Below are 25,977 nucleotides of genomic sequence, written 5' to 3' on the forward strand. Positions count from 1 at the left end.
CATCGGCGGTGAACTCCCGGCGCACGAGATCGTCGTGGACCGGCGGGCCAGGGCGTCGACCCTTCCCGCGGCGGCGTCTGCCGAACGCAGACCACCATCCGTTGTCACGGCAGATCCGCCACGCCGTCCGCTCCGCCATCGTTTCACCCGCGTTGCAGGCCTCGTCGAGGAGGAACCGGTAACCGAACTCCGGATCGTCGCGATGCGCGTCGAAACGCTTCCACTCCACTCGGGGAGTACATGCCCGGGGTCTCGCAGCCTGTTACTCAAGGGTGGTCTCTCGGGCGCGGGCAGCACGAGTCGACGTCCTCGTCCGCTCCGACGTCTACCCTCTCGCGTATGAGTCACTGGGCCGCGTCGACGAGGGGATACCCGGCGTATGGTGCACCTCAGGCGTCCGGTGATGCACAGTTTGGGGACCTGGGCGCGCGGGGCCTGGATCTCGCCGCCCTTTGGGAGTACTTCCGCGACGTCGTTCGGCCGGGCTATACAGGAGCTGTACAGAGCCTCTTCGCAAGTTGGGTGGGCAGCGCGAACATTGGCTCCTTCGGGAATCAGGACTTGTTGGCCGACGTCGACGCGTACCTTTGCGCGAACCGCGTCATCGGACACGAGTATCGCCCCGTGTCGGATATCGTGCGCGAGATAGAGTGTGGTGTTGTTCTCAGGTTCGAGAGCTTTGTTAATGAAAGATTCGGGAGTCGGGCCAACGTGATCAGTTCAGTCAAGAGTCTCTTCAGTACATCCAACCTGGTTACCTCGATACCCGTCATTCTGAAGTCTGGTCTCCCACTTCCGGCGGGCTCCGACCTGCAAGGGGTGGCGGATGGGTTCGCTGACGCATTGTACGCGCGTGTCTGAAGTCACGCCGCACGGTAGGCAATTCTCGCCATTCTTGGTACTTAGTTTTTTAGCGGTTTTCTCAGTCGCGATGACGCCAACCTCGTGGTGGGCGCTAGTTGCCGACACTGCTGCGCCATCATTTGCCATTAGGACGATGCGGATCACCGCCGTGTGGCTTGTTGCCTTCATCGGTCCGCTCACGGTGTACCTAGTGTCTTGCCCTCGAGGGCAGAGAAAATATGTCCTTCTGTCGAGGGCGGCCGCGGGTCGGTGGGCCCCGCTCTTCGCCATAGCCATGGCTCTATGGTTTGCGTTCGTGTTGTGGCTGGGGATTATTGGTACCGGTGTTCGACTGAGCGCTGTGGCCTTCGCGCTGGTGCTCACCTGTGCCAGTTTTATGACGCCGGTGTCATTGATCGGCGCAGCTTCTGGCCAGCGGTGGCTAACATGGATGCTGCCATCGTCTCTTCTAGCTCTGTCGATTGGCGCGTACTTTGTTCTCAGCCATGAGGTATTCGGCGCGTAGTGGGTAAATGAATCGGCCTGACTTTCGTTCCGTTCTTCACGTAAGGATGGAAAAATACGGGTGTTAATACAGCTCAGATGGGGCGTTCGTGGGCTGTTTAGCCGCGTATTTCAGGGGCGGGAGGACACGGGTTCAAATCCCACCGTCACCGCCACGTAGAACCCCCGCAGATCCCTGAGAAACACTGGGATCGCGGGGGTTTCTTCACTCGTGGTCATCGCTTTCTCTACAACGAAGCGAGTACTGCGCTCGCGGCGAGTGCGAGGGCGAGGCCTGCTGTCTGCAAGAGTGAGAGCCTTTCTCGCAGGACGATGGCCGCGAGGATGATCGTGCCGATCGGGTAGAGAGCGTTGAGAACGCTGACAACCGGCAGGGCGGTCGCAGAGTCTCCGGAGTGTAGTGCGGCTTGGATCAAGATGTTGGCTAAGGCGTCGAGGACGCCGCAGACGGCGACGAGGGGCCATATGCCGCGGGTTCTGCCGCGGACCCCGCGGAATGTCTCTCGTGTTGTGCCCCACCTCGCATGCAGTGAGTGGACGCCGACGCCAGCCCACATCACTGCGATTTGTACGATGCGTGCGACGACGAGCGGCGCGAGCCCGTCTGCGGGGGAGGTCGCCGAGTAGGCGAGGACGAGACCTCCGAACCCGCAGCCGGCGATTGTGGCGGTGACAAGACCGCGGCCTGTGAGGCGCGCACCGGATGGATCTCTCACGATGCCGACGAGCACCACTGCGACGATCGCGGTGATGATCGCTCCGACGCCGAGCCCGCTCAGTCGCGAACCCAGAAACAGCACGCCGGTGGCGACCGGCAGAACCACGGAGATCACCGAGGTGAAGGGGGAAAGCACGCTCATCGGGCCGACAGAGAGGGCGGTGTAGAGCATGAGCACGCCAACCGATCCTGAAATGCCCGCAACGCTCCCCCAGAGCAGTGCGCTTGCGCTGAACGTGCCGCCGAGAAGAGCAAGGCCGATGACGAGCGGTACGAGACCGACTACGGCCACCCAGACGGTGACGATGATGGGCGGGACTCTTCGAGATGCCAGGCCGCCGAGGAAGTCGGCGAATCCGTAGGCGAGCGCGCCCGTCAAGCCGAGGATCACGGTCATGGGGATCTCCTCGCTGGCGGCGCGCCGCCACCGGTCATAGAAGCCGAATTTGTTGCTGACAAGTGTGAGGGATCTTCGCTCGTCACGTCGAGCGACCGCGTTTTCTTGGCACAATGAAGCCCATGCGCCCTCGTGTCGTCGCCGTTCATTCCAGCGCCACGCACAGCTTCAGCAAGAGCTCCCGTGAGTCGATCACTCTCCTCGAGGGCCTCGGCGTCGACGGTGACGCGCACTGCGGTCCGACGGTGCAGCACCGCTCGCGGGTCGCGGCCGACCCGTCGCAGCCGAACGTGCGGCAAGTGCACCTGATTCACGGCGAGTTGTTCGATGCGCTCCGCGACGCAGGACACCCCGTCGCCCCCGGAGACCTCGGCGAGAACATCACCACACGCGACGTGGACCTGTTGTCGTTGCCGGTCGGCGCCCGCTTGACCGTGGGAGATGCGGTCGTGACCATCACCGGCCTTCGCAACCCCTGCCAGCAGATCAACGACTTCCAGCCCGGGCTTCTCAAGGAGGTCGTGACCACCGACGATGACGGACACGTCATCCGCCTCGCGGGCGTGATGGGCATCGCCTCGCGCGGCGGTGAGGTGGTGGCGGGCGACGCAATCTCCGTCGACCTTCCGCCGCTGCCCCACTTCCCCCTGACCCGCGTGTGAGCGCGCCGCCGGATCTCATGCGCTGTTTCGCCGTCTCGGCCGTACGCCCGGCATCCCCACCCCGATCAGCGACGGACCCGGCTGACCCCGCGCGCGATCAGTCTCGTGTTGCCCCGCGCGGTCGCGCGGAAGCGATGAGCATGTCGAGTCCCAGCTCGAACGCCCGCGACGCGACCGGGTCGGCCGGATCTTCGTCGGCGAGGGTCGCGAACGCGGCGGCGAAGCGCGGGACATCCGCCTCCTGACCGGTCGGATCGAAGACGACTGTGGGGCCGGACATGTCGAGCACGCTGCCGAGGATGAACGACTCGAACGCGGTCAGCAGGGGCAGCACATCGCGGCTCTCCCAGCCCGCTTTCTCGGCGGCGACGGTGAAGTCCTCGTAGCTCGCGAGCAGCACCGGAGCCGAGACGCGGTGGGTCATCAGCAGCGGGATGGCCCGCGCATGACGCGCGAACGCCCGACGATACGACCGTGCCCACGCGCGCAGGCCGTCCTCCCATTCGAGTTCGCGGAGGGGCCGTGCGTCGATGTTCGCCGATACGAGGGCGCGTACGTCTTCGATCATCGCGGCGCGATTGGGCACGTGGTTGTAGAGGGATGCGGGATTCACGCCGATCCGCGCCGCCACCCGGCGGATGCTGGCGCCGTCTGCCCCCTGCCGGTCGACGAGCGCGAGCGCCGTGCGGGCGATGAGTGCTCGGCTGAGCAGGGGTTGCGGCGGTCGGGCGATGGCGTGCCTCCTCTGTCTGGGCCCAGCGTACGCACCCGAGGCGCGGCACGTCTTGCCGCCGCACTACTCTTCCACCCGTAAAACAAACGGTGTATGTTTCATCTCGTGCGCGGGCGCCCGAGCCCGGCGCTCCCGCCGATAGCCCGTCGACCAGGAGAATGAGCCCCATGGACGCGCCCCGCTTCACCGTCGTCGACGCCGACATCGACGCGCTGAGCGCCGCACTGGACGACGGCACGGTGACCAGCGTCGAGCTGGTCGCCCGCTACCTCAACCGCATCGCGTACTACGACCGCGCCACCATCGCCCTGAACGCCGTGCCCGTGCTCAACCCGCTCGCCTTCGCCGAGGCCCGCGCCTCAGACGAACGTCGCGCACGCGGGCAGTCCCGGGGAGCGCTCGACGGCATCCCGTTCACGGCCAAGGACAGCTACCGTGTGCGCGGACTCACCGTGGCGGCCGGCTCCCCCGCCTTCGCCGACCTCATCGCCGGAGACGACGCCTTCGCCGTCGAACGACTGCGGGCAGCGGGCGCGGTCTTCCTCGGGCTGACCAACATGCCGCCGATGGCTGCCGGCGGCATGCAGCGCGGCGTGTACGGCCGCGCCGAATCGCCCTACAACGCCGACTACCTCACCGCCGCCTTCGGGTCGGGCTCATCCAACGGCTCGGGAACGGCAACCGCGGCGAGCTTCGCGGCGTTCGGGCTCGGCGAGGAGACGTGGTCGTCGGGGCGCGCCCCGGCATCCAACAACGCTCTCGTCGCCTACACGCCGTCGCGCGGGGTGATCTCGGTGCGCGGTAACTGGCCGCTCGTGCCCACGATGGACGTCGTGGTGCCTCACACGCGTTCCGTCGCCGACCTGGCGCACGTGCTCGACGCCGTGGTCGTGGACGACGACCGCACCGACGGTGACTTCTGGCGCACCCAGCCCTGGATCGAGCTCCCCCGCCCGTCCGAGATCCGCCCGGTGTCCTTTCTCGCGCTCGACGACCGGCCGCTGGCGGGACTGCGCCTCGCCGTTCCGCGTCTGTATATCAACGCCGACCCCGACAGCGCCTACCCCATCCGCACACGCGAGAGCGTCATGCGGCTGTGGCGCCAGCTGCGATCGGAGCTCGAAGCGGCCGGCGCCGAGGTCGTCGAGACGGCGTTTCCCGTCGTCGAGAACTACGAGAAGCTCCACGCGGACTCCCGCGACCTCGTCGACCGTGGATTCGTCCCCCGCGACTACCTCGCCACGGAGGTCGGCGATCTGTCGGCCTGGGCGTTCGACGACTTCTTGCGGGCAAACGCCGACCCGACGCTGCACCGGCTCGCGGATGTCGATGCCGCGAAGATCTTCCCGCATCCCGTCGGAGCACTTCCCGATCGCTACGGTGTGCTGCCCTTCGACATCGCCTACGACCTGGCCGACTACGTGGCCCGCGCCGCCGAAGGCATCCCCGACTGGCGCGACAGTGCGACGATCGAAGCCGGGCTGCGCGGCCTCGAGCGCGCGCGCCGCGAGGATCTCGAACAATGGCTGGCCGATGAAGCCATCGACGCGGTCATCTTCCCCGCGGCAGCCGATGTCGGCCCTGCGACCGCCGACGTCGACCCGGATGCCGCGGAGGCGGCCTGGCGCAACGGCGTGTGGGTCTCCAACGGCAACCTCGTGCCGCGCCACCTGGGCCTTCCCACCGTCACCGTGCCGATGGGGCTGCTGGACGACATCGGCATGCCTGTCGGACTCACCATCGCGGGTGCCGCCTACACCGACGTCGACCTCGTCCGCCTGGCCGCCGCGATCGAGCGGCTCGCGCGGCGACGCGTGCCGCCCCCGCGCACGCCCGCGCTGGCCGACGAAGCCCCGTTCGCGACCGCGATGCCGGTCGGTACGACGACGATCGCGGTGCGGATCGACGACGTGAGCGTCTCCGCGTCGTCGGATGGCGGGCTCCTGGTGACCGTCACGGCGGCGGCGACGGGCGCGGACGAGCTCGAGTTCGCGGCATACATCGACGGTGTGCGCGTCGACGCCTCGTCGGCGGGGGGTCGGCTCACGGCGCGGCGCACGGTCGATGCCGAGTCGTACACCCGACCCCACAGCGAGTGGCGCGAACCGTATGGTCCTCTTGTGGTCGTCGTCGCCCGGGCGGCCGACGGAAGTGTCGCCGGCGCGTTCGGGACGACCTCGGCACGCCCGCTCTGATCGACCGACTGCCCGCGTGTCGCGCACACCGCAAGACCGCCGAATGAACCCGAGGAACAAGCCGTGACGGACCAGACCTTCGACTACTTCGCCCAGGTGGAGCTGCCCACCCCCACGCTGTCGGTGGCCGAGGTGCAGAGCCTTTTCCTCTCCCACTTCGGCGTGGCGGTCGACGCCGTGTCGTTGGGAAGTCAGCAGGACCAGAACTTCCGCGTCTTCGCGCAGGGCTCGCCCGATCCGCTCGGTGTGCTGAAGCTCAGCAACCCCGTCTTCAGCGAGGCGGAGATAGACATGCAGGATGCTGCGGCGCAGACGGTCGCCGACCGGCAGCCGTCGTTGCGCATTCCGCGCGTGGTCGTCGGTGCGAACGGCCCCATGTCAGCCTGGTGGTCGTCGTCGCAGGGGCGAATCCACGCTCGCGTCATCGAGAACATGTCGGGGCAGACGCTCATGGGCTCGAACTACCTGGCCCCCGCCGTCGTGGCGCGGATGGGCGAGCTCGCCGGGCGCGTCAGCACGTCTCTCGCCGACTTCACCCACGGCGCCACCGGCCGCATCCTGCAGTGGGACCTTCGCTACGCCGTGCGTGTCATCGACCTGCTGCTGCCGCTCGAGCCCGACGCCGACGTCCGTGCGCTCGTCGCCCGCGCGACGAGTGATGCCCGCCGTGTGCTCGACCCGCTCGCCGCGCAGCTGCCGATCCAGGCCGGCCACTTCGATGTGACTGACGACAACATCCTCCGGCAGTGCGACTCCTCCCTGCCCGACGCGGTCATCGACTTCGGCGACGTGACGGCGTCGTGGGCGGTCGCTGAGATCGCCGTCACGGTCTCGTCGGTTCTTCACCATGACGGTGCGACCCCGACCAGCGCCCTGCCCGCGATCCGTGCCTTCCACGCGCTACGGCCGCTGTCGGACGCGGAGATCGATGCGCTGTGGGCACTCGTCACGCTGCGCGGCTGCGTTCTCGTGCTCAGCGGTCGGCATCAGGTGCGTCTCGACGAGCAGAACACGTACGCCGACGTCGCTCTCGACCGGGAGTTCCGCATTCTCGCTGTCGCTGCAGCCGTTCCGCCCGAGGTGATGGCCGCGACCATCCGGCGCGACCTGGCCCTCGCCCCTCGGCCTGAGCCGGAATGGGTCGGCGAGCCCGTGCTCGCGCCGGGGCTCGTGACGGTCGAACTGGATGCCGCGACCACCTCTGCGCTGAACGACGAGGGCGGTTGGATGGACGGGGAGGCGATCGAGCGGGCTGCGCACGCCGCCCTCGATGCGGGCGCCGATCTCGTGTTCTTGCCCGCGTGGCGACCCATCCTCACCGGCGCGCCGCTCCGTACGCCGTCCGCCCCGGCAACGATACCGACGGCGGCGACGATCTGGCTGGCACGCTGCTCGACTCCGCTGCGCGCGCGCGTACGCTCGGCGGCTCCCGGCATCCTGACCGTCGGGTCCGATCTCGCTGCGGTGGTGTTCACGAGCGCGGCGCTCGGCAGCGACGGTGATGCGGACGCTGCGTTCGAGCTGCCCGCGCGCACCCGGATCACGGTGAGACTCGCCTCCACGGCCGTCGAGGGCGTGCCCGACCTGGTGAGCACCGATCTCGCCGCCGGCTGGCGCGATGTCGTGGGCGACGCGCGCGCGGCGCTCGGCCTTCCGCAGCCTTCGCCGGCCGACGACGACGTGCTCGCGCGTCGTGAACGCGTGCTCGCGGACGTGCAGGAGCACTACTACGTGCGCCCACCCCAGATCGAGCGCGGGTGGCGCGAGTACCTGATCGACGTCGACGGCCGCGTGTACCTCGACATGGTCAACAACGTCACCTCGGTCGGGCACGCCCATCCGGGAGTGGTCGCCGCCGCGACGCGTCAGATGCGGCTGCTCAACACGAACTCGCGGTTCCACTACCGGGCGATCGCCGACTACGCCGAACGCCTCACCGCGACCCTGCCGCCCGAGCTCGACACCGTCTTCTTCGTCAACTCCGGCTCGGAGGCCACCGACCTCGCCATCCGGCTGGCGATGGCCGCGACCGGCCGCACCGACATCGTCGCGATGCGCGAGGCGTACCACGGCTGGACCTTCGCCAGCGATGCGGTGTCGACGTCGATCGCCGACAATCCGAACGCTCTGGCCACCCGCCCGGCGTGGGTGCACACCGTCGCGGCCGCCAACTCCTACCGCGGCGAGCATAGGGGCGCGGATGCCGCGCGGTACGCCCCCGAAGCGGTTGCCGTCATCGACGCTCTGGCCGATGCCGGACGACCCGCCGCGGGATTCATCTGCGAGCCTTTCTTCGGCAACGCCGGTGGTGTCGCCCTGCCCGAGGGATACCTGGAGGCGGTCTACGCGGCGGTCCGCGCACACGGTGGCCTTGCCATCGCCGACGAGGTACAGGTCGGCTATGGACGCCTGGGCGAATGGTTCTGGGGGTTCCAGCAGCAGGGCGTCGTTCCCGACATCGTCGCCGTGGCGAAATCCATCGGCGCCGGCCACCCGATCGGCGCGGTGATCACGCGCCGTGAGATCGCTGACCGCTATCGCACCCAGGGGTACTTCTTCTCCTCTACCGGCGGATCGCCCGTGTCGTCGGCCATCGGCATGGCCGTGCTCGACGTCATCCAGAACGAGGGCCTGCAGGAGAACGCGCGCGTCGTGGGTGCCCACCTCGTCGCACGGTTGAACGAGCTGGCCGAAGAGTTTCCCCTCATCGGCCAGGTTCACGGCGCGGGTTTGTACCTGGGCGTCGAGTTCGTGCGCGACCCGGACACGCTCGAGCCTGCGACGGTCGAAACCGCGGCGATCTGTGCGCGCTTGCGCGAACTCGGCGTCATCATGCAGCCGACGGGCGACCACCAGAACGTGCTGAAGATCAAGCCGCCGTTGTGCGTGTCCACCGAGTCGGCCGACTACTTCGCCGATGCCCTGGGGCGCGTCCTGCGCACCGGCTGGTGAATCTCATTCCCACCTGATCGACAAGGAGACGCCATGTGGCACATGCCCGCCGAAACCGCGCCCCATACCCGTACCTGGATGGCCTTTCCCCGCGAGGGGTTCACGCTCGGCGACACGAGCGCGCTTCGTGAGGAGGGGTACGCCGCCTGGACCGCGGTCGCCCACGCGATCCTCGAGTTCGAGCCGGTCACGATGGTCGTCGATCCCACCGAGATGGTGCGCGCTCGCCGCATGCTCGATTCGTCGATCGAGCTGCTCGAAGCTCCCGTCGACGAGTTCTGGATGCGCGACGTGGGACCCACGTTCGTCGTGGACGATGAGCGTCCTGGAGTGCTCGGCGCCGTCGACTGGATCTTCAACGGCTGGGGCGCGCCGGAGTGGGCCGAGTGGCAGAAGTCGGCCCAGGTGGCGCGGATCGTCGGCGAGGCGATCGGTGCTGAGGTGATCAGTTCGTTGCTGGTCGCAGAGGGCGGCGGCCTGCATGTCGATGGTGCTGGCACGGTGCTGCTCACCGACACGGTGCAGCTCGACCCGAAGCGAAACCCGCTCGCCGACCGCGCCCGCGTGGAGGACGAGATGGCGCGTACTCTCGGCGCGAACCGGGCCGTCTGGCTCTCGCGCGGGCTCACCCGTGACTACGACGAGCTCGGAACGGCGGGGCACGTCGATATCGTCGCCACGTTCGCCGCCCCCGGCCACATCCTGCTGCACGAGCAGCAGGACAGCGCGCATCCGGATGCCGCCGTCAGCGCGCTGATCGAACGCGAGCTCGAAGAGGCTTACCGTGCTGACGGTCGAGCACTCGAGATCACGGCGCTGCCGGCGCCGGCCACCCTCACCGACGACGTCGGCTTCGTCGACTGGAGCTATGTCAACCACCTCGTCGTCAACGGGGGAGTGGTCGCCTGCGGGTTCGGCGAGGAGAAGGCGGATGCACGCGCTCGCGCGATCCTCAGCGAGGCGTACGGCCGACCTGTGGTCACCGTCGATGCCCGCCCCCTGTTCTCCCGCGGCGGCGGCATCCACTGCATCACCCAGCAGGAGCCGGTCACGCGATCGGAATGATCAGTCGCATCGATGACCGGCTCCCGTCGGGAATCTCGCGTGCCTCAGGCGAGCAGGGTCTCGCCGATGTAGCCGCCGGCGGCGCATCCCGGAGGAGCGGCGAACACCGCCGAGCCGATCGGCGTCGTCCACTCGTTGAGCAGATCGAGTTGGTCGAGCCGGCGCTGGATCGGCACGAACTGCGCATCGACGTCGGCCTGGAACGACACGAAGATGAGACCCGATTCCGAGACCGCATCGCCCGCCGGGCGCTCGTCGTAGTTGTATCCGCGCCGGAAGATGCGCTGCGTCGTATCGTCGGGCCGCGCCCGACGAAGGTGGGAGAACTCGGCGATCACCGGGAAGCCGATCGCCGTCTTCGCGGAGAAGTCGGGCTCGTCATGCTCGGCCGAGCCGGTCAGCGGGGCGCCGTTGGCGAGCGTCCGCCCGACGGACTGCTCTCGGCCCGGACGGTCGAGCCTGTCCCACTTGTCGAGGTCCATGTGCACCCGACGCACCACCATGCCGGTGCCGCCGGCCAGCCACCCGGCATCCGACCAGACGACCTGGTCGAAGTGCGTCGTCCCGGGTTGCGGGTTGGCGGTGCCGTCGACCTGGCCGAAGAGATTGCGCATGGTCGTTCCGGGCGCGACCGTGCCGTACGCCCGGCGGAACCCCTGCTGGGTCCAGCGCACGTCTGCGAAGCTGCGGGCGTCTTTCAGCAGCATCCGGGTGGCATGCGCGACCGACAACGGATCGTCGCCGGCAACCTGAAGCAGCAGATCGCCGTGACTGAACTCGTCGCGGAGGCGGTCGATGCCGAACGGGGGCAACGGTCGCAGCCAGGTCGGTGCCGAGCCGGCCGCGCGCGCGACGAGGCCGGGACCGAAGGCGAACGTGACCGTCAGCCGCGCGGGAGCGACCGCAAGCTCGGGCTCGGAGTCGGCGAGTGCCGGCCGGCCCTGCGTCAAGCGCTCGGCGTCGTCGGTGAGCACCCGCAGGAGCCGCCGGAGCGCATCGCGGTCGACGCCGGAATGCAGATCGAGCGCGACGAACGTGCCGTGGGCTTGCGCGTCGGTGTCGATACCGGCCTGGTGCGCTCCGTGGAACGGAACGATCTCGTCGCCGTTCAGCGGAGCGGATGCCGAGGGCACGGCCCCGGAGTCTGCGGCGGGTGTGAGGGCGAGGTCGATGCCGATCGCGGCGGCGGCACCGACGCCGGCGACGGCTCCTCCGAGGAGGAACTGCCGCCGGGTCGCTGCCGATCGACCAGCGCCCGATTCGGGCGCTGCCATCAGTGGCTCGGCGCCGGAGACGGGCTCATCTGCATGCCGCCGCCCTGGTAGTTCTCGTTGGCTCCGGAGTAGTCCTTGACCGGGGCTGTGAACTGCGTCGCGGAACCGTCGGAGAACGTCAGCGTGAAGGTCGTCTCGGCGCCGGCTTTCAGCGGCGCGGTCAGATCCATCAGCATGATGTGGTTGCCGCCGGGCTGCAGCACGAGGTCGCCACCGGCGGGGATGACGAACCCGCCGGCCTTCTCCTTCATGACCATGGCGCCGGAGGCGTCGGCGACGGTCTCGTGCAGCTGCAGCATCGACGATGCCGGCGAGGTCGCCGCCGTCAGCGTGACGTCGGCGCTCGAGGAGTTGTGCAGGGTGCCGAAGGCGGCGGACATGCCGGAATCGGCCGCTTTCACCCAGGCATCCGAGATCGTGACCGACGCGCCGGCGGCAGCGGACGTGGTGCTGGCGGCGGGGGCCGCGGTGCTCGCACAGCCCGACAGAGCCAGGAGGCCGGCGGCGATGAGCGCGCCGATGCGTGCGGTGGACAGCAGGCGGCGGTACGGGGAAGAGGTGTGAGTGCTCACAGTGAGGTGCCTTTCTTGCGGCGGAGGAAATGGAAAACGGTATAGGCGGCGGCGGCGATGATCGCCCCGGCCGCGCCGACCAGCAGGACCCGGAGGATGCTCTGGTCTTCGTGGGTGCTCTGAGCCGGAGCGTCGGCGCCGGCGGTGGCCGCAGGCGCCGACGGTTCGCTCGCGGCGGGCGTCCGCGTCAGCGGTGCGGCGTCGCCGACCGTGAAGGGGATGAGCCCGCTGATCGGGTGGCCGTCCTGCGAGACGACACGCCAACGGATCTCGTAGCCGCCGACGGGAATCTGCGGGTCGAGCGCCACCGTCACTACGCCGTTGTCGACGGAGGGTGCGGAAGCGGCCCAGTCATGCCCCGAGGCATCCGCCACGATCACGGCTGCGCCGATGGTCAGCACGTCGGCCGAGAAGGTGAGCGACACCTCCGCCGGCGCACTCGTGAGAGCGGCACCGGATGCCGGTGAGCTCTCGAGCAGTTCGTCGTGGGCCGACGCCGGCGCGGTGCCGAGGAGGACGACCGCGATGGCGAGGGGAACGGCGACAAGGAGAGAACGAAGAGGAAAACGGGACAACACAAACCACCGATCGATCGCGAGCCCAGACGGGCGCGCACGAGCAACCCCGCCCGGACAGTGCGTCTCGGGAGGGACAGGGATCAGAGCGTGATCGGTGTCGGGGGGCCGCGGCGACGGCGGTCGTCGATGTGGGCGGCGGGTCGGACGATCCACCCGAACGCCGTCGCCGATGCCTCGGCGGACACCGGGAGCGGGGCCAGGGGCACGGCTCGGGTGACGACACGGCGTGCCCAGTCGCGGACATCGCGGGCGAGGGCGAGCAGAGCGCGCACGCTGTGCTCGCCGCGGTACAGCAGCGCGACCGTGACGACGGCCGCCGCGGCATGCACGCCCCACATCAGCGGGTCGGCGCACAGAGCCGTCAGCAGCGCAGCGACACCGGATGCGCCGGTACCCGCCGCGCCGGCGGTGCCCGTCGCCCCGGCATCCATGTGGGCGGCCATCGCGCCGTGGTCATGATGACTCATCGCGGCGGCGCCGCCGAGGTTCGGCGAACCCACCACGAACAGCGTGTGGAAGAGCAGCTGGCTCGCGGCGACGCTCACGCCGAGGCGGGTCAGCGACAGGGAGCGCCCGGCGAGCAGCGTCGACACCATGAGCGCCAGCAGCCACGGTGCGGCGATGCCCAGAACACCGGGGACAGTGCCGCCGGCGGCGATGTGCGACATCAACGCCGTGAACGTCGCGACGGAGGCGACGACCGCACCCCGCGCGACGCGCGGAGTCCGGGAGTGACGCATGCCGACAGTCTGACATGTCACCCCGGACGCGCCCCCTCCGGGGGAGGGGATGCCGCGGTCAGCGCCGCCGCCGCGCCGCTTCTGTTGCCTGCCGCTCCGCGATCACGGGGTGCGTGCCGGTGTAGCCCTCGCGGGCGGCCACCGCGGCCTGGATCTTGGGACGGGCGCCGAACCAGCCGATGATCAGCGCAGGGATCAGCACCAGCAGCGACGCCAGCACCCACCGGCCCGTCTCGGAGAAGCCCATCGTCACGAGCACGAACAGCAGGAAGGCGAGCGTCAGGTACGAGGTGAACGGTGCGCCGAACAGGCGGAACGAGGGGCGCTGCAGCTTGCCCTCCTTCGCCCATTTCACGAGCTTGAGTTGGCACAGGATGATCGTCGCCCAGCCGCCGATGATGCCGAGCGCCGAGACCTCGAGCACGATCTCGAAGGCCTGCGACGGCCAGAGTGCATTGATGCCCACACCGGCGAGGGTGATGACGGCGGTCAACAGGATGCCGCCGTAGGGGACGCCGTTCTTGCTCATCTTCGCGGTGAAGGCCGGAGCGGATCCGTTGACCGACATCGAACGCAGGATGCGGCCGGTGGAGTAGAGGCCGGCGTTGAGGCTCGACAGGGCCGCGGTCAGCACGACGAAGTTCATGACGGAGCCAGCGACGGCGCCGGTCTCGGGTGAGCCGATGTGCGAGAAGAACGTCACGAAAGGCGATTGACCCGCCTCGTAGGTGCTGAACGGCAGCAACAGCGAGAGCAGCAGGATCGAGCCGACATAGAAGATCGCGATGCGGAAGACGACCGTGTTGATGGCCTTCGGCATGACTTTCTCGGGGTTCTCGGTCTCGCCCGCCGCGGTGCCGACCAGCTCGATCGCGGCGTACGCGAAGACCACGCCCGAGATCGCCAGCAGCGGCGCGACGAAGCCCATCGGGAACAGGCCGCCGTTGTCGGAGATCACGCTGAAACCGGTGGGTCCGACGTCGGTCGCGCCGCCGAAGATCAGGAAGCACGTGCCCACGATCAGGAAGATCACGAGCGCCGCCACCTTGACGAGCGCGAACCAGAACTCCATCTCGCCGAACAGCTTGACGCTCACGAGGTTGAGTGACAGCACGACGACCAACGCGATGAGTGCGATGAGCCACTGCGGAATCTCCTGCAGCGGCGTCCAATACTGCGCCCAGAACCGCACGTACAGCGCGGCCGCTGTGACGTCGACGATCGAGGTCATCGCCCAGTTGAGGAAGTACATCCAGCCCGCGCCGAAGGCGAGCTTCTCACCGTAGAACTCGCGCGCGTACGACACGAACGAGCCCGACGACGGGCGGTGCAGTACGAGTTCGCCGAGCGCACGCAGGATGAGGAAGGCGAAGAAGCCGCAGACGGCATAGACGAGGATCAGCGCGGGGCCACTGCCGGCGAGGCGGCTGCCGGCGCCCATGAACAGGCCGGTGCCGATGGCGCCGCCGATGGCGATCATCTGGATCTGCCGGGGGCGGAGTGTCTTGTGGTAGCCGGCTTCTTCGCTGGAGAAGTCCTGGACCGACTCGATGCGGTCGCCGGTGAGCTCGCGGGCGTTCTCACGCGCGTCTTCGGGGTCCATCCGGGTGATCGCGTCCTTGTCGGTCATCCAGCAATCATGGAGGTGTCGCGTTTGGCATGCCCAGCACCCCGGCACGCGTGTCGTGAAAAATCAGCCAATGGTCGGGGTCGGCGCGGGGGCGCAGACGTGGACTCAGAGCTCGAGGCCGACCGCCGCCGAGCACCGCGCCAGCTCGTCGGTGCTGAGCTCGAGGTCGGCGGCCCGAGCGGAGTCGATGATGGATGCCGCGCGTCGCGCCCCCGGAATCGGAATGACGACCGGGCTCAGCGACAGCTCCCAGGCGAGCACGACCTGCTGCGGGCTCACGTCGTGGGCGTCGCCGATCTCGCGGAACACCCCGAACCGGTCGCCCACGTCGCGGGCGCCGCCGCCGGTGCCGCCCAGCGGGCTCCACGGCAGGAACGCGATGCCGTGCTCCTCGCAGGAGGTCAGCTCGCCGTAGCTGCTCGGGTACCGCGGCGAGAACTGGTTCTGCACGCTCGCGAGGTTGCCCTCGCCGAGCACCTGGCGGGCGATGGCGATCTCCTCGACGCTCGCGTTCGAGATGCCGATGGCGCGGACGAGCCCCTCATCCTGCAGGGTCTTCAGGTTCTGCATCACCTCGCCGTAGACCATCCACCGATCGGGGCGGTGGTACTGGTAGAAGTCGATCACCTCGACGCCGAGGTTCTCCATCGAACGCTCCACGGCCGACCGCAGATAGGCGAGCGAGCCGTCGCGTCCGAAGTCCTTTTCGGCGGTGCGGGTGATGCCGCCCTTCGTCCCGACCAGGATGCCGCTGGCGTCGCCGTGCCACGAGGCGAGCGCGTCACGGACGATGCGCTCGTTGTGGCCCATCTGATCCCACGAGGGGGCGTAGATGTCGGCGGTGTCGATGTAGGTGATCCCGGCATCCAGTGCCGCGTGTATCGTCGCGATCGCGTCGGCGCGCTCGGGGAAGACGTTGTCGTTGTTCATCGAGACCGGCATGGCCCCGAGGCCGATGGCGGAGACGGCGAACGGTCCGATCGTGCGTTGCTGCATGGGGGTTCCTTCCGAGGCGGACGGCTGGGCGTGTGCCATCGAGTCTGCCCCACCCGTGCGACACCGGGGCTGCTCAGCGTCCGCGGAACACCGGCGCGCGCTTCTCGGCGAACGCCGCGAACCCCTCCCGATAGTCCTCTGTCCCCGACAGTCGCGCTTGCGCCCGGCTTTCCGCCTCGAGTGCGTCCCAGAAGCCGAGACGTTCGGTGCGCAGCCGCCACAGCAGGCGCTTGCTCTCGAGGAAGGCGGCGGTCGGGCCGGATGCCGCGGCCAGCGCCGCTGCCCGGGTGCGCGAAGCCAGTTCGTCACCGGGCATCCGCTGCGAGAACAATCCGGAGGCGACGGCCTCGGCGCCGCTGAGGAGGTGGCCGCTGTAGATCAGGTCGAGGGAACGGTGCGCACCGAGCCGCTCGAGCAAGAAGGCATGACCGCCCGAATCGAGCATCGCGCCGAGCGCGGCGAAGGGCGAGCCGATCTTCGCGTCGTCGGCGACGTAGACGACATCGGTGGCGATGAGCAGTCCGAGCCCGACCCCGAGACAGGCGCCCTGCGCTGCGGCGAACGTCGGGGCGGGGAAGGCCGCGATGCGCTGCAGGAGGGGCGCGAGCAGGTCGTTCAGATATCCCGGCACGTCGTCGGTGCGCGGGTCGACGCCGGCGATATCGCGACCCGCGCAGAACGCGCGTCCTTCCCCCTGCAGCAGCACCGCACGGGCTCCGTCGTCTTCGGCGCGTCGATACGCCGCGTCGAGATCGCGAAGAGCCTGCTCGTCCAGAGCGTTGAGAGCCCCGGGGCGCTGGAGGGTGATGGTCGCCAGGTCGGCCGTGGACCCGGCATCCGTCGGCACCCGTTCGAAGGCATAGTCGATCACGGTCCTCCTCACACGTCGTAGTCGACGACGACGCGGTCGCTCGTCGGGTGGGACTGGCAGGTCAGCACGTACCCGCGCTCGATCTCGTCCGGCTCGAGCGCGTAGTTCTCGCTCATCTGCACCGATCCCTCGACGAGGCGTGCGCGGCACGTGCCGCAGACGCCCCCGGCGCACGCGAACGGCACATCGGCCCGCACCCGCAGCGCCGCCGCCAAGATCGACTCGTGCGCGGACACGGGGCTCTCGACCCTCGCCGAGGTGCCGTCGAGGGTGAGCTCGATCGTGCGCACCGGCTCATCGTGCCGGGCCGAGATCGACGGCGCCGCGCCCGATGGCGCCATCGGCGACGCGCCGGCGGTGAACAGCTCGAAGCGCACGCGGGCGGCGTCGACGCCGACGTCGGCGAGCACGTCACGGCACAGTTGCACCAGCGCGAGCGGGCCGCACAGGAACCACTCGTCGACGCTCGCGGGTCGCACCAGTGCATCGAGGATCACCCGCAGTCGCTGCTCGTCGATGCGTCCCGACAGTACGGGGGCGGTGCGCTGCTCCCGCGAGAGCACGTGGTGCACGGCCAGGCGGGCCGGGTACCGATCCTTCAGATCTGCGAGTTCGTCGACGAACATGACGTCGGTCGACGAGCGGTTCGTGTACACGAGGGTGAACCTCGTCGTATCGGACGCTCCGAGGACGGATGCCGCGAGCGCCATGATCGGTGTGATTCCCGAACCCGCCGCGATGCCGACGACGTGACCGGTCGTGCGGTCGGTGCGCGCCGACACGAACGTTCCCTGGGGGTTCATCACCTCGATCTCGTCGCCGGGGCGCAGCTGCGTCTGCGCCCAGGTCGAGAACCGGCCGCCCGGGTCGCGCTTGATACCCACGGTCAGTGCGCCGGGGCTCGGTGGCCGGCAGATCGAGTACGAGCGACGGACCTCCACCCCGTCGACCCGGGTGCGCAGCGCCACGTACTGCCCCGGTGCGTAGTCGAACGCATCGGCCAGCTCGGCCGGGACGGCGAACGTGACCTCCACGGCATCCGCCGTCAACGCGCGCACCGCGCTCACGCGCAGCGGGTGGAAACGAGCCCGCCGACGGGCGGAGGCGCGCGCGTCGGTCGCGGGTGGGGTGGGCGTCGTTGTCGTCACGGGCGGCCTCTCAGTGCGCCTTGAAGTGGTCGAACGGCTCGAGGCAGCCCCGGCATTCATAGAGGGCCTTGCACGAGGTCGAGCCGAAGCGCGACACCTCCCGGGTGTCGAGGCCGCCGCACCGAGGGCATCGCACTGCCAGGCGCACCCGCACCGCGCCGGCAGGCGCCCGACCCGTCGGCGGCGCAATGCCGTAGGCGGCGAGCGCCTCGCGACCTTGCGCGCTCATCCAGTCGGTCGTCCACGCGGGGGCGAGCACCGTGACGACCCGCACGTCGGAGAACCCCTCCGACGTCAATGCCAGCACGAGATCGTCCCGGATCGCGCCCATCGCCGGGCAGCCGGAATAGGTGGGCGTGATCGTCACGACGACCGTGCCCTCGATGAGCTGAACGCCCCGCAGGACGCCCAGATCGTCGATCGTGAGGACGGGTACCTCCGGGTCGCGCACCGCGGCGGCGACCGCGCGCGCCGTCTCGAGCCGGACCGGGTCCGTCTGCGGCGCGGCCACGGCGCTCACCACGTCGCCCCCGGATGCTGACGCGCGAGCACCTGCATCTCGGCCAGGATGAACCCCATCGTCGGAAAGTGGCGTCCCGCCCGCCCGCCCCCGGCCGCCGTAGGCACCGACGGCGCGCTCAGGCGCTCTTCGGCGAGGACGGCGTCGACGACCCTGTCGAACCTGGCGCGCAACGTCGAGGGCACCGCGGCGATGCCGTCGAGACGGGCGACGAGCTCGTCGTCCTGGAACAGCTCGCCGACATAGGGCCAGACATCGTCGAGTCCCCGCTGCAGCCGCCGCCGGGACTCGTCGGTTCCGCCGGCGAGGCGGAGCGTCCATTGCACGGCGTGATCGCGGTGGTAATCGACCTCCTTCACCGCTTTCGCGGCGATGGCCGCCAGCGCAGGCTCACGTGAGTGCTGCAGGCTGCTGTACAGCTCGAAGAGGTAGATCGAGGCTGCCAGCTGACGGGCGATGGTGCGCGCGAAGTCGCCGTTGTCCTGCTCGAACAGCCAGGCGCTGCGAAACTCGGCCTCATCACGGAAGTACGCCAGGTCGTCTTCCGACCGACCGTCGTAGGTGCCCGCGAACCGCAGCAGTGCACGGGCGTGCCCCAACAGGTCGAGCGCGATGTTGCCGAGCGCGACATCTTCCTCCAGCTCGGGGGCATGCGCGATCCAGCGGGAGAGCTGCTGCGCGAGGATCAGCGCATCGTCGCCCAGACGCAGCGCATATTCGGCCACGTCGGCCGAACCCGTTCGGTCGTCCGCGCCGGGGAGCTCCACGGCGAGCGCGACCTCGTCAACCGTGACGTGCCCGTGCGCATCCTCGTGCGCAGCATCGACCGGCAGAGAGCTCATAGGTGCGGCACCCCCTCGGATGCCGTGTAGTACGCCGCGTGGCGGTAATTCTTGCCCGCGGGCGACTCGAAGAAGGCCCCCTTCGCTCCCGGATCGCTCGTGGTCACGGCATCCGAGGGCACCACCCAGATCGACACGCCTTCGCCGCGCCGGGTGTACAGGTCGCGGGCGTTGCGCACCGCGAGCTCTGCGTCGGGGGCGTGAAGAGATCCGACATGCACGTGGCTCAGCCCGCGGCTCGCCCGTACGAACACCTCCCAGAGGGGCCACGTCTCGGTCGCCGAGCTGCCCGGCGTCGCCATCAGGCGGCCCTCTCGGGCTCGGCGCCGGCGGCATCCGCCTTCTTGGCGGCGTACGCCGCCGCGGCGTCGCGCACCCAGGCGCCCTCGTCGTGCGCGTCGCGCCGGGTGCGGATGCGCGCGGCGTTCATCGGACCATTTCCCGCGAGAACCTCGGTGAACTCGCTCCAGTCGATCTCGCTCATGATCCATCGGTCGCACTCCTCATCGAACCGCAGCGCGGGGTCGGGGAGAGTGACCCCCAGAGCTTCGGCCTGCGGAACGAGCATGCCGACGAAGCGCTGACGCAGCTCGTCGTTGCCGAATCGCTTGATCTTCCACGCCATGGACTGCGCCGAGTTCGGCGACGACTCGTCGGGCGGGCCGAACATCATCAGGGCCGGCCAGTACCAGCGGTTCACGCTCTCCTGCGCCATTTCGCGTTGCGCCGGAGTGCCGCGCATGAGGGTCAGGAGAATTTCGAAGCCCTGCCGCTGGTGGAACGATTCCTCCTTGCAGATGCGCACCATCGCGCGGCCGTAGGGTCCGTACGACGCTCGGCACAGCGGCACCTGATTGCAGATCGCGGCGCCGTCCACGAGCCAGCCGATCGCGCCCATGTCGGCCCACGTCGGGGTCGGATAGTTGAAGATCGACGAGTACTTGGCGCGACCGTCGATGAGCTGCTGCGTCATCTCGTCGCGCGTGATGCCGAGCGTCTGCGCCGCCGAGTACAGGTAGAGCCCGTGGCCGGCTTCGTCCTGCACCTTGGCCAGGAGGATGGCCTTGCGCTGCAGGCTGGGTGCCCGCGTGATCCAGTTGCCCTCGGGCTGCATGCCGATGATCTCGGAGTGGGCGTGCTGGGAGATCTGGCGGATCAGTGTCTTGCGATACGCCTCGGGCATCCAGTCGCGCGGTTCGATGCGCTGATCGGCGGCGATGAGGGCGTCGAACTCTGCCCGCAGATCGCTCTCCGTCGCTGTCGTCATCGTCGACTCCTTTACAGACCGAACGTTCAGTAATGATAGGCCCGCGCCTCTCAGGGCGCAACGAGCTCGTCGGCCTCAGGAGGCGCCGTTTCCTTCGCCACCAGAGTGAGCACGTCGTACTCGGCGACCAGTTCGTCGCGCTGGTTGCGGATGACGGCATCCCACCGCACCTCGCCGTAGTCGTCGGTCTCGCGCGGAGTGATCTGCTTGGCGGTCAACGCCACGCGGATGCGATCGCCGGGCGAGACCGGGGTGACGAAGCGCAGGTTCTCCAATCCGTAGTTGGCGAGGACGGGCCCCGGATCGGGATCGACGAACAGCCCCGCCGCCCAGGAGACCAGCAGATAGCCGTGCGCCACGCGTCCGGGGAAGAACGGGTTCGCCGCGGCGGCATCCTCGTCCATGTGGGCGTAGAACGTGTCGCCGGTGAAATGGGCGAACGTCTCGATGTCGGCCAGCGTCACCTCGCGTTCGCCCGACTCGACGCGGTCACCCAGGCGGAGGTGCGTGAGCGGTTTGCGGAAGGGGTGGATGCCGCCGGCGTCGACATCCGCACCCGTGTGCCAGATCCCGGTCACAGCGGTGAGCATGCGGGGGGAGCCCTGCACCGCCGTCCGCTGCATGTAGTGGCGGACGGCGCGCATGCCCCCGAGTTCCTCGCCGCCGCCGGCGCGACCCGGACCGCCGTGCACGAGATGAGGCACGGGCGAGCCGTGCCCGGTGGAGGTTCGTGCGTCGTCGCGGTCGAGGAACAGGATGCGACCGTTGTACGCTCCGATGCCGCCCAGCAGCGCAGCGGCCACCTGCGGATCGTGGGTGGCGACGCTCGTGACGAGCGATCCGCCGCCGAGGCCGACGAGATCGGCGGCCTCGTCGAGGTTGCGATAGCCGAGCAGACTGGCGACCGGACCGAACGCTTCGATGTCGTGCACCGCCGCGCCCGCAGCGGCATCCGCGGCGTCGAAGGCCAGCACGATGGGCGCGACGAACGCCCCGGCCGCGGCGGGGCCCCTGCGGCCCTCGGCGTCGACCACCTCGGGCGCGTCGGTGTCGCCGACGACGAGGCGCCCGCCCGCCCGCTTCAGGGCCGCCACCTGGCGGAGCACATCGTCGCGTTGCTCCTGCGAGACGAGCGGCCCCATCGTCACGCCGGGCCCGCGCGGGTCACCGACGACGACCCGCTCGGCGATCGTCGCGGAGACCGCCGCGGCGACATCCGACTCGAGGCCCGCCGGCACGATCGCCCGCCGGATCGCGGTGCATTTCTGGCCCGCCTTCGCCGTCAGCTCGGTGACGAGCTGCCGCACGAAGGCGTCGAACTCGGGGGTTCCGGGCACAGCGTCGGGTCCGAGCACCGAGGCGTTGATGGAATCGGTCTCGCTGGTGAAGCGAACGCCGGGCCGTGCCTGGGCCCGCAGGCCTTCCGCCGTCGCGGCGCTGCCGGTGAAGCTGATCGTGTCACCGAGCCCCAGCACATCGAAGAGGCCGGGAACCGGCCCGCTCACCAGCTGCAGCGTGCCGGCGGGGAGCAGGCCGGCATCGACCAGGATGCGCATCCACGCCTCTGCGATGTAGGCCGTCGGTGTGGCCGGCTTGACGAGGGTGGGCATGCCGGCGAGGAACGCGGGCGCGAACTTCTCGAGCGCGCCCCACATCGGAAAGTTGAACGCGTTGATCTGCACAGCGACGCCGGGAAGCCGGGTGAAGACGTGTCGGCCCAGGAACGACCCGTCTTTCGAGAGGTTCTCGGCCGGTCCGTCGACGAGCACCTGAGCGTTGGGGAGTTCACGTCGTCCCTTCGACGAGTACGTGAAGAGCACGCCGATTCCCCCGTCGACGTCGATCGCACTGTCACGCGCGGTGGCCCCGGCGCTCGCCGACAGGGCGTAGAGCTCATCCTTTCGCGCGGTCAGCGCCGCGGCGAACTGCTTCAGCAGCACCGCACGCTGGTGGAACGTGAGTGCGCCGAGGCTGCGCTGACCCACGGTGCGCGCGTGTGCGACGGCGGCGGCGAGATCGATGCCTGTGGTGCTCACACGGCTCACCTCGGCGCCGGTCGACGCATCGCGGACAATCGCTGCCGCGTCGTCGCGGGCGGGGGCCCACCAGGCATCCCGGAGGTAGCTGGGCAGGATGTCGGTCATCGTCCGTCGCTCCATTCGTAGAATCCGCGTCCGCTCTTTCGCCCGAGGCGGCCGTCGTCGACCATCCGTCGCAGCAGCTCCGGTGGGGTGAACCGCTCGCCGAGGGCGCGGTGCAACTCTTCGGCGATCCCGAGGCGCACATCGAGGCCGACGATGTCGGTGGTCCGCAACGGCCCCATCGGATGCCGGTAGCCGAGCTCCATCGCCGCGTCGATGTCGGCCGCACTGGCCACGCCTTCCTCGAGCATGCGAATCGCTTCGAGGCCGAGCAGCACGCCGAGCCGACTCGACGCGAAACCGGGTGCGTCACGCACGACGACCGGGGTCTTGCCGAGCGCCCGCACCCATCGGCGTGCCCTCTCCACCACAGACGGAGCGCTGGCGGTGCCGTGGACGATCTCGACGAGCGCCGACGCCGGAACGGGGTTGAAGAAGTGCAGACCGATCAATCGCTCCGGGCGCGCGAGTGCGCCGGCGAGTGCGTCGATCGAGATCGACGAGGTGTTGGAAGCGAGAACGGATGCCGCGTCGACGACGGTTTCGACGAGGGCGAGCGCAGATTCCTTCACCGCCCGGTCTTCGGGGACGGCTTCGATCACCAGGTCGGCGCCGCCGAACCCCGTCGCGTCGATGCCTACCGACAGTGCGCAATCGAGCTCGGCCAGCGATCGCACGGTCGAGCCGCGCTCGACGGATCGGCGGAGGCTCTCACGCACGCGGTCCCGCGCGCTGACCGCCGCATCGTCGTCGCGTTCGACGAGGTGCACCCGGCTGCCGGTGAGGAGGAATGCGTGTGCGATGCCTGCTCCCATCCGGCCTCCGCCCAGCACGCCGACGCGCGGGGCGGCGATGGCCGCGGCATCCGTCGGATTCATGCGTCGACGCCGCCTCGGCGCGGACGTACCCCGTCGCCACGGTGTTCCAAGAATGCGGTCATACGCTCACGCTTCTCGGGGCTGTCGAACAGCTCTGCCTGAAACTCGAGTTCGATCGCGGGGTGCGTAGCGGGCGCAGCGAGCAGCGCCCGCTTGGTCAGGACGGTGGCATGGTCGGCGTTGGCCGCGATGCGCTCGGCAAGGGCGTGCGCGGCGCCGAGCAGGTCATCGGGCGGATGCAGTGCAGTGACGAGCCCCCAGGCCAGCGCCGTCTCGCCGTCGATCATCCGCCCCGTCAGCAACAGGTCGCTGGCGCGTGCCTGCCCCACGATCTCGGGCAGACGCCAGGTCGCCCCGGCGGCGGCGATGATGCCGAGTCCGGTCTCGGGGTTGCCGAAGCGGGCGCGGGGTGTCGCGATGCGGATGTCGGCGGAGTAGGCCAGTTCGGCACCGCCGCCCAGCGCATAGCCGTCGACGGCGGCGATGACGGGCATCGGCAGGGCGCGGACACGGGCGAAAACCGTGGTGTTGATGCCGCGACGCGCATCGGCGCCGGTGCGCTCGCGCAGCTGCGCGATATCGGCGCCCGAGGCGAAGACCCCGCCCGCGCCGGTCAGGATCAACGTCTTCGGGGTCTGCTCGAGACGCGCGCACACCTCGTGCAGCGCGTCGACCATCGCCTGGTCGATCGCGTTGCGCGTCGCCGGGCGATCGAGGATCGCGACGACCCGATCATCGTGCTCGTCGACGCGCAGACCGGTGTCGGACATCGTCATCCTTCCGCCCGCCATCGTCGGCGGATCGGGCTCGAACTTGTTTACTGAATGCTCGTTCAGTAATAATGACAGAGCGCTCCGTGACCGGCAACCGTGCCGCCGGGCGCGCGAGGGGAGTGACGACGGTGAAAGCCACGCAGTTCGCGGCGACGGCGCCGACCGGCCCGCATGCGGTGGCCCGACGAGGCCGCCCCGGCTACGACCGGCAACAGGTCGTCCGCATCGCCGTCGACCTCTTCAACGAGCAGGGGTACGACGCGACCTCGGTCGCCGACCTCGCATCGCGCCTGGGCCTGACCAAGTCGGCGCTGTACCACCATGTCGACTCCAAGGAGTCGATTCTGCGAGACGCCCTCGACGACGCGTTGACGGCGCTGGACGCCGTCCTCGACGATGCTCAGGAGCGGCCCGCCGCCGCGATCGAGCGGCTCCGCGACGTCCTGCGGGGCGCCGTCGGGGTACTCGTGGCGAAGCTGCCCGAGGTGACATTGCTGCTGCGCGTCCGCGGCAACAGCGACATCGAACGCGCCGCCCTCGACCGGCGCCGCACCTTCGACCAGCGGGTGACCGCCCTCGTTCGCGCCGCACAAGATGAAGGCGCGCTGGTCGGCGACATCGACGCCGCCCTCGCCACCCGCCTCATCTTCGGCATGGTCAACTCGCTCACCGAGTGGTACCGGCCCGGCGGCCCCACACCTCCCGACGCGATCGCCGACGATGTGCTGCGTATCGCCCTGGACGGGCTGCAACGACCCTCGCGTCCCCCGTCCGCCTCGACAGGAACCACCGGATGACGGCGGATGCCGCGGCATCCGCCATTCGTGTCGGCCCCCGCCAGCCCTGGCGCATCGTGCTCGGTGCGCTCGACGAGAAGCTCGGCATCGAGGTGCACGAGCAGTCGATCGATCGCGTCGTCGCGTCGATGCCGGTCGACGGCAACACTCAGTCGCTCGGGCGCCTGCACGGCGGAGCCAGCGCCGCGCTCGCCGAGGCGGCGGGCTCGTGGGCCGCTCTGATCTACGCGTCGACGTGGGGCAAAGCCTGCGTCGGTGTCGACCTCAACATCACCCACCACCGCGGGGCGCGAGCCGGGCGTATCCATGCGACAGCGACGCCCCTGCACCTGGGCCGGCGCTCGGCGACCCACCAGATCGTCGTCACGCACGATGACGGGTCGCTTCTCGCGACGGCGCGGATCACGAACTTCTTGATCGACCCCGAGTAGCCCCGGAAGCGGCGTCGGCTCCCGCTTGGGATGGGCGCCCCCGGCGCGGGCATAGGCGAGCAGCACCTCGACGGCCTGGTGCGCGAGCAGATCGAGCGCGGCGCTCTGCTCGGCGGTCAGGTCGCCCTCCTCGTCGTCGAAGACGCAGAGAGTGCCGATCGCGACGCCGCCCGGAGTGATCAGCGGGCTCGATGCGTAGAAACGGATGTGTCCGCGTTCGCCGGTGACGAAAGGATTGGTGGCGAAGCGCTCGTCGCCCGGCACAGCGTGGTCGCCACGCGAGCGAGTCCCACCAGGTGCGCTTCGGTGGGGGCGCCGACGATGCCGTACTCGGCGATCGCCTCGGTGCGCGACGCGTCGTCAGTGAGCGGCATCCGGTTCTCCTTCGGGTGCACTCAGGATAGCGGCGCAGCCCCCCTAGGCTGAAGG

The 25,977-nt window shown here is 69.4% G+C and carries 24 protein-coding genes and 2 pseudogenes; 8 read left to right on the forward strand and 18 right to left on the reverse strand.

Annotated elements, in window-relative coordinates:
* A pseudogene (locus tag ITJ43_RS15020) lies at positions 1–229 on the reverse strand (IS3 family transposase); the annotation flags it as partial.
* A 110-nt stretch (positions 230–339) separates the two neighbouring features.
* Between ITJ43_RS15020 and ITJ43_RS03970 the strand changes: the two are divergent.
* Positions 340–861, forward strand: coding sequence for a hypothetical protein (locus tag ITJ43_RS03970; RefSeq protein ID WP_194582499.1), 522 nt, complete (start codon positions 340–342; stop codon positions 859–861).
* A 734-nt stretch (positions 862–1,595) separates the two neighbouring features.
* On the opposite strand, the gene ITJ43_RS03975 is transcribed toward ITJ43_RS03970, so the two are convergent.
* Positions 1,596–2,483, reverse strand: coding sequence for an EamA family transporter (locus ITJ43_RS03975; RefSeq protein WP_194582500.1), 888 nt, complete (start codon positions 2,481–2,483; stop codon positions 1,596–1,598).
* Between the two features lie 122 nt (positions 2,484–2,605).
* On the opposite strand from ITJ43_RS03975, the gene ITJ43_RS03980 reads away from it, so the two are divergent.
* Positions 2,606–3,145 carry an MOSC domain-containing protein gene (locus ITJ43_RS03980; RefSeq protein ID WP_194582501.1) on the forward strand — a complete coding sequence of 180 codons (540 nt, stop codon included), beginning with the start codon at positions 2,606–2,608 and terminating at the stop codon, positions 3,143–3,145.
* Positions 3,146–3,242: 97 nt separating this feature from the next.
* On the opposite strand, the gene ITJ43_RS03985 is transcribed toward ITJ43_RS03980, so the two are convergent.
* The gene (locus ITJ43_RS03985) at positions 3,243–3,878 is read right to left on the reverse strand and encodes a TetR/AcrR family transcriptional regulator (protein ID WP_323741153.1); all 636 of its coding nucleotides are present in this window, start codon (positions 3,876–3,878) and stop codon (positions 3,243–3,245) included.
* A gap of 158 nt (positions 3,879–4,036) precedes the next feature.
* Here ITJ43_RS03985 and ITJ43_RS03990 point away from each other — a divergent pair.
* The 3 genes and pseudogenes from ITJ43_RS03990 to ITJ43_RS04000 form a co-directional block, all read left to right on the forward strand.
* Positions 4,037–5,719, forward strand: a pseudogene (locus ITJ43_RS03990) (amidase); the annotation flags it as partial.
* A 417-nt stretch (positions 5,720–6,136) separates the two neighbouring features.
* Positions 6,137–9,025, forward strand: a complete 2,889-nt coding sequence (locus ITJ43_RS03995; RefSeq protein ID WP_194582507.1) for an aminotransferase — start codon at positions 6,137–6,139, stop codon at positions 9,023–9,025.
* A gap of 33 nt (positions 9,026–9,058) precedes the next feature.
* A complete protein-coding gene (locus ITJ43_RS04000) occupies positions 9,059–10,090 on the forward strand; it encodes an agmatine deiminase family protein (protein WP_228495468.1) in 1,032 nt (343 codons plus the stop codon).
* A 44-nt stretch (positions 10,091–10,134) separates the two neighbouring features.
* Here ITJ43_RS04000 and ITJ43_RS04005 read toward each other — a convergent pair whose 3' ends face one another.
* From ITJ43_RS04005 to ITJ43_RS04070, 15 genes are all read right to left on the reverse strand, one after another.
* Positions 10,135–11,364, reverse strand: coding sequence for a Dyp-type peroxidase (locus ITJ43_RS04005; protein WP_194582511.1), 1,230 nt, complete (start codon positions 11,362–11,364; stop codon positions 10,135–10,137).
* Positions 11,364–11,936 (reverse strand): copper chaperone PCu(A)C, encoded by a 573-nt coding sequence (locus ITJ43_RS04010; protein ID WP_323741117.1) that lies wholly within the window; start codon positions 11,934–11,936, stop codon positions 11,364–11,366. Before ITJ43_RS04010 ends, ITJ43_RS04005 begins: the two co-directional genes overlap by 1 nt.
* A complete protein-coding gene (locus tag ITJ43_RS04015) occupies positions 11,933–12,511 on the reverse strand; it encodes a copper resistance CopC family protein (RefSeq protein WP_228495470.1) in 579 nt (192 codons plus the stop codon). The genes ITJ43_RS04010 and ITJ43_RS04015 overlap by 4 nt, the downstream gene beginning before the upstream one ends.
* Positions 12,512–12,594: 83 nt before the next feature.
* Positions 12,595–13,254 (reverse strand): hypothetical protein, encoded by a 660-nt coding sequence (locus ITJ43_RS04020; protein ID WP_194582513.1) that lies wholly within the window; start codon positions 13,252–13,254, stop codon positions 12,595–12,597.
* A 58-nt stretch (positions 13,255–13,312) separates the two neighbouring features.
* Positions 13,313–14,884, reverse strand: coding sequence for an amino acid permease (locus tag ITJ43_RS04025; protein WP_194582515.1), 1,572 nt, complete (start codon positions 14,882–14,884; stop codon positions 13,313–13,315).
* A 105-nt stretch (positions 14,885–14,989) separates the two neighbouring features.
* Complete coding sequence (locus ITJ43_RS04030) at positions 14,990–15,880, reverse strand: aldo/keto reductase (RefSeq protein WP_194582517.1); 891 nt, start codon at positions 15,878–15,880, stop codon at positions 14,990–14,992.
* 73 nt (positions 15,881–15,953) lie between these two features.
* Positions 15,954–16,751 (reverse strand): enoyl-CoA hydratase/isomerase family protein, encoded by a 798-nt coding sequence (locus ITJ43_RS04035; RefSeq protein WP_323741118.1) that lies wholly within the window; start codon positions 16,749–16,751, stop codon positions 15,954–15,956.
* Positions 16,752–16,759: 8 nt separating this feature from the next.
* Entirely contained in the window at positions 16,760–17,899 is a 1,140-nt protein-coding gene (gene paaE / locus ITJ43_RS04040) for a 1,2-phenylacetyl-CoA epoxidase subunit PaaE (protein ID WP_323741119.1), read from the reverse strand.
* A gap of 10 nt (positions 17,900–17,909) precedes the next feature.
* Positions 17,910–18,410, reverse strand: coding sequence for a 1,2-phenylacetyl-CoA epoxidase subunit PaaD (paaD, locus tag ITJ43_RS15025; RefSeq protein ID WP_323741120.1), 501 nt, complete (start codon positions 18,408–18,410; stop codon positions 17,910–17,912).
* A gap of 5 nt (positions 18,411–18,415) precedes the next feature.
* The gene (gene paaC, locus ITJ43_RS15030; protein ID WP_228495472.1) at positions 18,416–19,261 is read right to left on the reverse strand and encodes a 1,2-phenylacetyl-CoA epoxidase subunit PaaC; all 846 of its coding nucleotides are present in this window, start codon (positions 19,259–19,261) and stop codon (positions 18,416–18,418) included.
* Complete coding sequence (gene paaB / locus ITJ43_RS04050; RefSeq protein ID WP_194582521.1) at positions 19,258–19,563, reverse strand: 1,2-phenylacetyl-CoA epoxidase subunit PaaB; 306 nt, start codon at positions 19,561–19,563, stop codon at positions 19,258–19,260. The genes paaC and paaB overlap by 4 nt, the downstream gene beginning before the upstream one ends.
* Positions 19,563–20,528 carry a 1,2-phenylacetyl-CoA epoxidase subunit PaaA gene (gene paaA, locus ITJ43_RS04055; RefSeq protein WP_194582522.1) on the reverse strand — a complete coding sequence of 322 codons (966 nt, stop codon included), beginning with the start codon at positions 20,526–20,528 and terminating at the stop codon, positions 19,563–19,565. Before paaA ends, paaB begins: the two co-directional genes overlap by 1 nt.
* A gap of 50 nt (positions 20,529–20,578) precedes the next feature.
* A complete protein-coding gene (gene paaZ / locus ITJ43_RS04060) occupies positions 20,579–22,672 on the reverse strand; it encodes a phenylacetic acid degradation bifunctional protein PaaZ (RefSeq protein ID WP_194582523.1) in 2,094 nt (697 codons plus the stop codon).
* Positions 22,669–23,547, reverse strand: coding sequence for a 3-hydroxyacyl-CoA dehydrogenase family protein (locus tag ITJ43_RS04065; RefSeq protein WP_194582524.1), 879 nt, complete (start codon positions 23,545–23,547; stop codon positions 22,669–22,671). The genes paaZ and ITJ43_RS04065 overlap by 4 nt, the downstream gene beginning before the upstream one ends.
* The gene (locus tag ITJ43_RS04070; protein WP_194582525.1) at positions 23,544–24,317 is read right to left on the reverse strand and encodes an enoyl-CoA hydratase/isomerase family protein; all 774 of its coding nucleotides are present in this window, start codon (positions 24,315–24,317) and stop codon (positions 23,544–23,546) included. Before ITJ43_RS04070 ends, ITJ43_RS04065 begins: the two co-directional genes overlap by 4 nt.
* Positions 24,318–24,448: 131 nt before the next feature.
* Here ITJ43_RS04070 and ITJ43_RS04075 point away from each other — a divergent pair, with 131 nt between their 5' ends.
* From ITJ43_RS04075 to ITJ43_RS15035, 3 genes are read left to right on the forward strand one after another with little or no spacing between them, the layout of a single operon-like run.
* Positions 24,449–25,117, forward strand: coding sequence for a TetR/AcrR family transcriptional regulator (locus ITJ43_RS04075; protein ID WP_323741154.1), 669 nt, complete (start codon positions 24,449–24,451; stop codon positions 25,115–25,117).
* Positions 25,114–25,548: a PaaI family thioesterase gene (locus tag ITJ43_RS04080; RefSeq protein ID WP_194582528.1), complete on the forward strand. Its 435-nt coding sequence runs from the start codon at positions 25,114–25,116 to the stop codon at positions 25,546–25,548. The genes ITJ43_RS04075 and ITJ43_RS04080 overlap by 4 nt, the downstream gene beginning before the upstream one ends.
* Before the next feature lie 30 nt (positions 25,549–25,578).
* On the forward strand, positions 25,579–25,974 hold the full coding sequence (locus ITJ43_RS15035; RefSeq protein ID WP_228495473.1) for a hypothetical protein: 396 nt from the start codon (positions 25,579–25,581) through the stop codon (positions 25,972–25,974).
* Positions 25,975–25,977: the final 3 nt, after the last annotated feature.

Origin of the sequence: Microbacterium sp. VKM Ac-2870 (assembly GCF_015350795.1) — a bacterium.
In the GTDB taxonomy this organism is placed as follows: domain Bacteria; phylum Actinomycetota; class Actinomycetes; order Actinomycetales; family Microbacteriaceae; genus Microbacterium.